This window comes from Streptomyces sp. NPDC046881, assembly GCF_040645015.1.
Classification (GTDB): Bacteria; Actinomycetota; Actinomycetes; order Streptomycetales; family Streptomycetaceae; genus Streptomyces.
This window is the reverse complement of sequence record NZ_JBEYXJ010000189.1, coordinates 1-7,895: the sequence shown is the minus strand read 5'-3', so window position 1 is coordinate 7,895 and position 7,895 is coordinate 1. Positions and strand designations below refer to the sequence as shown.

At 71.7% G+C, this 7,895-nt stretch carries 10 protein-coding genes; 6 read left to right on the top strand and 4 right to left on the bottom strand.

Annotated elements, in window-relative coordinates; genetic code table 11:
- Nucleotides 1-220: 220 nt before the first annotated feature.
- Together ABZ923_RS40285 and ABZ923_RS40280 are read right to left on the bottom strand one after the other, a co-directional pair.
- Entirely contained in the window at nt 221-403 is a 183-nt protein-coding gene (locus ABZ923_RS40285) for a hypothetical protein (RefSeq protein WP_361483059.1), read from the bottom strand.
- Nucleotides 404-840: 437 nt separating this feature from the next.
- Nucleotides 841-1,455, bottom strand: a complete 615-nt coding sequence (locus ABZ923_RS40280) for a TetR/AcrR family transcriptional regulator (protein ID WP_361483056.1) — start codon at nt 1,453-1,455, stop codon at nt 841-843.
- Between the two features lie 79 nt (nt 1,456-1,534).
- Between ABZ923_RS40280 and ABZ923_RS40275 the strand changes: the two genes are divergently transcribed.
- Nucleotides 1,535-2,332: an MBL fold metallo-hydrolase gene (locus tag ABZ923_RS40275; protein WP_361483054.1), complete on the top strand. Its 798-nt coding sequence runs from the start codon at nt 1,535-1,537 to the stop codon at nt 2,330-2,332.
- A gap of 222 nt (nt 2,333-2,554) precedes the next feature.
- On the opposite strand, the gene ABZ923_RS40270 is transcribed toward ABZ923_RS40275, so the two are convergent.
- Complete coding sequence (locus ABZ923_RS40270; RefSeq protein ID WP_361483051.1) at nt 2,555-2,977, bottom strand: MerR family transcriptional regulator; 423 nt, start codon at nt 2,975-2,977, stop codon at nt 2,555-2,557.
- 58 nt (nt 2,978-3,035) lie between these two features.
- On the opposite strand from ABZ923_RS40270, the gene ABZ923_RS40265 reads away from it, so the two are divergent.
- Nucleotides 3,036-4,007 (top strand): SDR family NAD(P)-dependent oxidoreductase, encoded by a 972-nt coding sequence (locus ABZ923_RS40265; protein WP_361483049.1) that lies wholly within the window; start codon nt 3,036-3,038, stop codon nt 4,005-4,007.
- Nucleotides 4,008-4,372: 365 nt separating this feature from the next.
- Here ABZ923_RS40265 and ABZ923_RS40260 read toward each other — a convergent pair whose 3' ends face one another.
- Nucleotides 4,373-5,065, bottom strand: a complete 693-nt coding sequence (locus ABZ923_RS40260) for a TetR/AcrR family transcriptional regulator (RefSeq protein ID WP_361483046.1) — start codon at nt 5,063-5,065, stop codon at nt 4,373-4,375.
- A 53-nt stretch (nt 5,066-5,118) separates the two neighbouring features.
- Here ABZ923_RS40260 and ABZ923_RS40255 point away from each other — a divergent pair, with 53 nt between their 5' ends.
- The 4 genes from ABZ923_RS40255 to ABZ923_RS40240 form a co-directional block, all read left to right on the top strand.
- Nucleotides 5,119-6,237: an NAD(P)/FAD-dependent oxidoreductase gene (locus tag ABZ923_RS40255; RefSeq protein ID WP_361483043.1), complete on the top strand. Its 1,119-nt coding sequence runs from the start codon at nt 5,119-5,121 to the stop codon at nt 6,235-6,237.
- Nucleotides 6,238-6,335: 98 nt separating this feature from the next.
- Nucleotides 6,336-6,764, top strand: coding sequence for a VOC family protein (locus tag ABZ923_RS40250; RefSeq protein WP_361483040.1), 429 nt, complete (start codon nt 6,336-6,338; stop codon nt 6,762-6,764).
- A 251-nt stretch (nt 6,765-7,015) separates the two neighbouring features.
- Entirely contained in the window at nt 7,016-7,228 is a 213-nt protein-coding gene (locus tag ABZ923_RS40245; protein ID WP_361483037.1) for a DUF3556 domain-containing protein, read from the top strand.
- An 18-nt stretch (nt 7,229-7,246) separates the two neighbouring features.
- A partial coding sequence (locus ABZ923_RS40240) for an NAD(P)/FAD-dependent oxidoreductase (RefSeq protein WP_361483034.1) occupies nt 7,247-7,895 on the top strand: 649 nt, incomplete at its 3' end.

The window sequence follows — 7,895 nt, the reverse complement described above, 5'->3', positions numbered from 1 at the left end:
GCGTCTGGGACGCGGTGCTCTCCCGGATCACCGACATCGTCTTCGCCATCCCGGTCGTCCTCGGCGGTCTCGTCCTCCGGAACATCCCGCCCGACCGGCTGGGATGGATCAGGCATATCGGACGCGTACACGGGTACGTGTGCCATGCACCGGCCCCGTGGAAGCAGCAGTGGAAACCTGCACCTCCTATCTCTGCGGGGCCGGTGCACCATGTGCGGTGTCAGCGGCGGCGCAATGGCGCGCGCAGCTCGTCGCCCACCTGGGACGGGCCGTGGCAGGGGCGGGCGGTGGCAGGGTCCTGGTCGACCAGGTCCTCGTAGACCGCGACCTTGTGTCCGATCAGGTCCAGGGACTGGTTGAGCCGGCCGATCTCGGTGGCGACGCGCGCGTGGTGCTCGCGCATGAGCGCGAGGCGTTCCTGCTCGTTCCCGGAGCCTTCTCGGACGAGGTCGGCGTAGCGCGGGCAGGGGCATGCCCGAGGCCCGGAGGATGACGCAGACCGAGTTGGTTGTCGGCTGCCACGATCCGGAGCGGCGTGCGGCGCTCGCGGACTTCTGGATGTCACTCCGATCAACGGCGCCGACGACGAGGCGGCCAGGCTGCTTGGCCTCGGCGCAGCCAAGGCGGATGTGGCCAAGGTCCCGGCCGGATCTGGGTGGCATGGCCAACCCCGAGGGTAATGAGTTCGACGTCCTGCGCTTCCTGACACCGTCCAACCGCGCCTGCGCGGGCCGCGTGGCGACGGCATTCCGGTTGCGCGAGGGATTCCAGGTCCGGGGTCACCCTTGTGCTTCGGTCTCCCTCACCTCACGCGCGCAGCCGGTCCCCGGAATCGATCCCCTAGGCGGCCGGCCCGGACCGCTGCTGGGCGAGCGCGGCGCGCATGAGGCGGTGAGCGCGTCGTGCGGCGCCCTCGTCGCCGAGGAGTTGGATCTCCTGGTTCGCGGCCATGGCGAGGCCCGTCAGGATGGACACGAGCTCCTCCGGGTCGAGATCGGGGGAGAGGTCGCCGGCGGCGCGCGCGGTGGTGATCTGTTCGGCCAGGAAGCCTCGCCAGCGGGTCACGGCGTCGTACAGGCGGGCGCGCAACTCGCCCGGCTGCCCGTCGAGTTCGCACGAGGCCGCCGTGACGAAGCAGCCGTTGGGGAACGGGCTGTCGGCCAGGTAGGCGCACCAGGAGTCGATCACGGCGTGCAGACACGGCAGACCCGGCTCCGCGGCGCGGGCGGGCGCCACCACCGCCTCGGTGAACAGCTCAACTGCCCGGTCCAGCGCGGCGAGTTGGAGTCCGGCCCGGGAACCGAAGGGGCCGACGACGCCGGCCTTGCTCATGTCGAGCGTCTCCGCCAGCGAGCCGATGGTCAGTCCGGACAGTCCCGCGCTGGAGGCCTGGGTCACCGCGACGCCGACGATGCGGTCGCGGGTGCGTCGGGCCTCTTCGGCCGATTTCCTCATGCCGTCCATCTTACCGATCGATCGTCTGCTAAGTTAGCGAACGATCGTACGGTAAATAGTCGATGGAGAGGACATACGTATGCGTATCCGCTGGCTGGGCTGGGCCGGAGTGGAACTCGAAGCGCAGGGGGAGAGTCTGGTCATCGACCTGCTCGGGCGGCCCGAGGGCGTCCTGGAGGGAACCCCGCTCTCCGGAGTGCCGCTGCCGAAGGTCGTGCCGCCCCGCCGGGAAGGACATGTGCTCGCCGGTCTGTGCACCCACCTCCACCGCGACCACACCGACGCGGGTGCCCTGGCCCGCGCGCTGGCCCCCGGTGGCACGGTCCTGCATCCCGAGTCCTTCGGCGGCGACGACCACGAGAACCTCTGGACGCTCAAGGCCGACGCCGAACTCGCCGCCCACGACCTGCCTCGACGCGCCATGGGCCTGTGGGAGACCACGACCATCGGTCCCTTCACCATCGCCGCCGTCCCCGCCGTCGACACCCTCGGCGACCCCCAGGTCTCCTGGGCCGTCGAAGCCGACGGCATCCGCGTGATCCACCTGGGCGACACCATGTACCACGGCTACTGGTGGCGCGCCGCCCACCGTTACGGCCCCTTCGACGCCGTCCTCACCCCCATCAACGGACCGACCGTCTGCTTCCCGCACTGCCAGCCACCCAGCCCCTACCCGGCCGCACTCGACGCCCGGCACGCAGCCGTCGCCGCCCGCCTCCTCCAGGCCAGGACCGTGGTCCCCATCCACTACGACGGCTTCCACGCCGAGGGCTTCTACACCACGCAGCCCCACGAGCTCGCCCGCTTCCTCGACGCCGCGGAAGGCGAGCCGTACGACGTCCTCACCCCGGGCCTGGGTGAAGCGCTGACCCTCTGAACCCCTTTGACGGCTCGCCGGCCGTCCCGCTCCACCGATCGGCGCCCACGAGACCTCGGCCTGGCTCCGCGACCGCCTCGCCGAGGTCCTGGGAGAGCCGCGCCGACGCGACGGCCGGGACGTCACGCTGTATCGGCAGGCGGCCGCCGCGACCGTCATCAGGGTCGTGCTGGCAAGTGCCGGGCGCGACCCGGCAGTTGCGGCCGGGGCGGGTCGGCTGTGTCAGGTGGTGGGGTCCCAGAGTCCGCCGGCTGTGCCACGGGTGAGGTGTTCGGCGTAGACGCCGGCCTTCCAGGCGATGAGGGAGCGGCATTCCTGCAGCGCCCGGATCTGTTCCTCGACGCGGTCGAGGTGGGTGTGGAGGAGGCGTAGGCGTTCGGTCTCGTTGCCCGGACCCTGTCGTACCAGTTCCGCGAATTGCTTGAGGTCGGCCAGGGGCATACCGGATTCGCGGAGTCTGATGCAGATCCGCAGCCATTCGACATCGGCGGCGGTGTAGCGGCGCCGTCCGCCTGTGGTGCGCTCGATGGGCGCGATCAGCAGGTGTTGGCGTTCGTAGAAGCGCAGGGCGTGCACGCTCAGTCCGGTCTGCCGGGCCACCTCGCCGATGCTGAGCGGCTGCTGGCGTGTGGGGGCGGTCGTCATGGCGCCCAGCCTACGAAAGCTTGATCTAGACCTCGCTCTAGTTCGTAGCGTCGTCGGCATGACCATCACCGACCAGCAGCCGCTGGGTTCACCCTTCTCCGCCGCCAGCACCGCCGCAGACGTCCTGGCCGGCCTCGACCTGGGCGGCCTGAATGCCCTCGTGACCGGCGGCTACTCAGGGCTCGGCCTGGAAACCACCCGGGCCTTGGCCGCCGCCGGGGCCCGGGTCGTCGTGCCGGCCCGCCGCCCCGACGTCGCCCGCTCCGTGCTCGCCCAGGTGGCGGGCGCCCAGGTCGTCCCCATGGACCTGACCGACCCGGGCAGCGTGCGCGCCGGTGCGGCACGGATCCGCGAGCTGGTGGACCGGCTCGACCTTCTCCTGGCCGTCGCGGGTGTCATGGCTACGCCCGAGCGCCGCGTCGGACCAGGCTGGGAGGGCCAGTTCGCCGCCAACCACCTGGGACACTTCCTCCTCGCGTGCGAGCTCTACCCGCTCATGGCCGCCGCCGGTGGTGCACGCGTCGTCGTCAACAGCTCCGCCGGCCACGCCCTGAGCGACATCCGCTGGCACGACCCGCACTTTCGTACCGGCTACGACAAGTGGCTGGCCTACGGCCAGGCCAAGACCGCCAATGCCCTGTTCGCCGTCCGGCTCGACGCGCTCGGCCGCGACGACGGCGTCCGGGCGTTCGCCCTCCACCCCGGCAGGATCATCACCGGTCTGCAGCGGGAGATGACCCTCCACGAGCAGATCGAGCGTGGCTGGGTGGACGAGGAGGGCCGGGTGGTCGGCGCCGGCTTCAAGACCCCCTCCCAGGGCGCCGCCACGGGCCTGTGGGCGGCCACGTCCCCCCTCCTGGACGGCCGGGGCGGGCTCTACCTCGAAGACTGCGACGTCGCGCCCGTCTCGGAGCCGGACCGGCCCATGGACGACGGCGGGGTGCGCGCCTACGCCGTCGACCCCGGCGCTGCCGCCCGGCTGTGGGAGCTGTCCCTGACGGCGACCGGCGCCGCCCCCGTCATCCGGTGACCCCCACCCTGCACCGCTGGGACGGGTGGACGAGAACGGTCAGCGGTCATGTGTCCCGGTCGGTGTCGGGATCCCTGGATGGAGCGCGCAGCGGAGCGGGGGAGAACGCATCGACCCGTCCCCTCCAACGGGACCGGCCCGCAGGCGGGTTGGCCGAAACGTCGGCGACGACACCCGTGCCGCCGGGAACGAGGTCGGGCCGCCAGCCGCGAGGGTACGGTGACTGACACGTTCGACTCGATCCGGGGATCGCCGGCTTGCACCTTCGGTCGCGGCAGGCCGCTGCCTCGGCGCACGCGACCGTCAGGTCCCGGTCCCGGGCTGTCCGCCGGGGGTGGGCGGTCGCGTGCGGCGGGAGGTGAGCGTCACGCCGGCGGCGGGTCGAGTTTGGCGGCAACGGCGTCGAGGACCCAGTCCAGGCCGGTCGCGAAGGATGTCTCCGCGTCCACGTCCGTCCCGTCGTAGACGGCCTTGGCCAGCGCCGGGAAGCGCCCCGTGGCCAACATCTTCGTCACATGGGGGCCGGAGGCGCGCTGCCAGTCGCGCTTGGACAGGCCCGTGGCGTGTTCGGCCCGCAGGTTGGCGATCTCACGCCTGATCGCGCCGATGAAGTAGGCGCTGACGGTTTCCACGGCGCGCATGACGGTGTCGACGTCGGCGAGGCCGTCGAGGGCGGCCAGCGTGGTCTCGGTCACGGCGAGACCGTTCGGGCCCAGGGCCGGGCGGCCGCCGAGCAGGTCGGCCAGCCATTCGTGCCGCAGAGCAGCCTGCCTGGTGCGGTGGGCGAGGCCGCGCAGCGCCTCCCGCCAGTCGCCGGGCTGCTCCTCGGGGAGGATCTCGGCCTGGACCTCGTCCACCATGAGGTCGAACAGCTCCTCCTTGGTGGAGATGTAGCCGTACAACCGCATCGGGCCGGCGTCCAGCCGGGCGGCGACCTTGCGCAACGACACTGCCTTCAGGCCGCCTTCGTCGGCCAGCGCGATGGCGGCGGCGACGATCCGCTCGCGGTCGAGCGGCACAGGGCGGGTCGGCGGCTCCGGTCGGTCCCACACAGTCATGGTGACATCGTACTGTTGCGATACACCGTACCGTAGCAATACAGTGTATCGGTATGAGACAGCGCATCGCCGTGGTCGGGAGCGGTCCCGCCGGCCTCACGTTCGCCCGCGTTCTGCACCGCTACGACCACCCCGTCACCATCCTCGAACGCGATCCCGCCCCCGACGCCCGCCCCCCGGGCGGCACTCTGGACCTGCAGGAAGGACTGGGCCAGCTCGCCTTGGAGAAGGCAGGGCTGCTGGCGGAGTTCCAGGCGTTAGCTCGTCCCGAGGGACAGGCCATGCGCATCCTGGACACCGACGGAACCGTCCTGCGCGACTGGCGACCCCGTCCGGACGAGTGGGCCAATCCCGAGATCGACCGGGGGCAACTCCGTGACCTGCTGCTCGGCCCGCTCGACGTCCGGTGGGGGCGGGGCGTGACGCAGGTGGTGCCGGGGACCCGGGATGGCGTACTGGTGCGGTTCGAGGACGGGCGGCAGGAGACGTTCGACCTCGTGGTCGGCGCGGACGGCGCCTGGTCGCGGACCCGCCCGGCCGTGTCGTCGGTGACGCCGCACTACACCGGCGTCACCTCGGTCGAGACCTCCCTCGACGACGTCGACACCCGCCACCCCGACCTCGCCCGGTTGATCGGCGACGGTTCCGTGGCCGTGTACGGCGTGAACAGAGCACTCGTCGCCCAGCGCAACAGCGGCGGCCATATCAAGGTGCACGCCCAGTTCCGCGCGCCGCTGGACTGGCACACGAACCTGGACCTGGCCGACGTCGAGGCCGTGCGCTCGAGTCTGCTGGCTCTGTTCGACGGCTGGACCGCTCCCGTCCTCGAACTCCTCCACCACGGCACCGCTTTCGTCCACCGCCCCCTCCACGTCCTGCCCGTGTCCCACACCTGGACCCACGTCCACGGGGTGACGCTGCTGGGCGACGCCGCCCATCTGATGCCGCCCTTGGGAGCGGGTGCGAACCTCGCGATGTTGGAAGGCGCCGAACTCGCCGAGGCCATCGCCGCAGATCCCGGAGATCCGGACGAGGCCATCCGCGCCTTCGAGGAACGGATGTGGGCACGGGCCGGCAGGTGGGCGAAGATCACCACGGCCGGCCTGGACCGCCTCGTGAGCCCGGACCCCGCCGAAGCCCTCGCCGTCTTCGACCGAGTCCAGCCGTCCTGACCGCCGAAGGCGAGAGCACCAGCAGCCCGACGGGGTGCGGGCGGCTCCCCTTGGGAAATGGGCGGCAGGGTCCCGAGGCACCTTGGTACGGTGCGCCGGTGTCAGCGATCAAGAAGTTCCAAGTCACCTTTGACTGTGCGGAACCTGAGCGTCTCGCTCGTTTCTGGTGCGAGGTGTTGGGGTACGTCGTACCGCCGCCGCCAGAGGGGTTCGCCAGTTGGGATGACTTCAAGCGTGCGCAGCCACCTGAGGAAAGGGACGCATGGTTCGCCTGCGTAGATCCCTCAGGCGTGGGCCCGCGACTGTACTTCCAGCGCGTCCCTGAGGGGAAGGCCGCGAAGAACCGGGTGCATCTCGACGTGCGGGTCGGCACCGGACTCGTGGGTGAGGAACGCCTCGCCGTACTCGAGGCCGAATGCGCACGACTGATCCCGCTCGGCGCCGTACACGTGCGAACGCTGTATGACGGCAATGATGCGTGCATCCCGATGCTGGACATCGAGGGCAACGAGTTCTGTATCGACTGAGCACCTGTCCACGGAGGACGAGCGCTCGCCGCCCACGCCATGACGGCGCGGGCGGCCGCCCCACGGGTTTCGCCAGGACGGCATACAGGCGCCGTAACGACGTCGAACGGCCGCCTGCCGGCCGGGCCGCTGCCGCGACGGGAGGCCTACGATGTGAGGGACGGCGAGACCGTGGCGGGAGCGGTCCCCGGAGGGAACTTCCGTGACGCCCCCCGGCACCACGAGCAGCCCGTGGCCGCCGAACCGCAGCGGTGCGGGTTCCCCCGGGCGACCTGCGCGTCGTCGTGCTGGAGTCCCGGCCGACCCACTGGCAGCGCCGGCGCTACCGCATAGTCGACGCGGTGAGCGGCCTGATCGAGGGGGGCTACGTGCAAGTAGGCGAGACGGTGACCCGGCAGCCCTGCCTCGACGGCAAGGCGGCGCCCGTGATCCCGTCGGTCCCGGCCCTACCCCGCGAGGGGTGAGCGGGGAGGCGGCGGCACATGAGTGACGCGATCGTGGTGGGGGCCGGCCCCAACGGGCTGGCCGCCGCCGTCGCCCTGGCCCAGGGAGGCCTGGACGTGACCGTCCTGGAGGCCGCCGACGAGATCGGCGGCGGCACCCGCAGCGGCGAACTGACCCTTCCGGGCCTGCTCCACGACCACTGCTCCGCCGTACATCCCCTGGGCGTCGGCTCGCCGTTCCTGCGGACCCTCGACCTGGAGCGGTACGGCGTCACATGGGCGTGGCCCGAGGTCGATCTGGCCCACCCACTGGACGGCGGGCGGGCCGGAGTGCTCGTGCGCTCCCTGGAGCGGACCGTGCAGGGCCTGGGCGTCGACGGCCCGGCCTGGGAGCGGCTGTTCGCCCCGCTGGCCGGTGACTTCGACGCGCTCACCGAGGACGTGCTGCGCCCCGTGCCCCGCCTGCCCGCCCACCCGGTGACGCTGGCCCGCTTCGGACTCAGGGCACTCCAGCCCGCCACGGCGGTGGCCCGGCGCTGGCGCACCGAGGAAGCCAGGGCGCTGTTCGCCGGGGCGGCGGCACATCTGATGTATCCGCTGACCGGGCCGGCCAGTTCCGCGGTCGGGCTGATGCTCGTCGGCGCCGCCCACCGCTTCGGCTGGCCGGTCGCCCGCGGCGGGTCGCGGA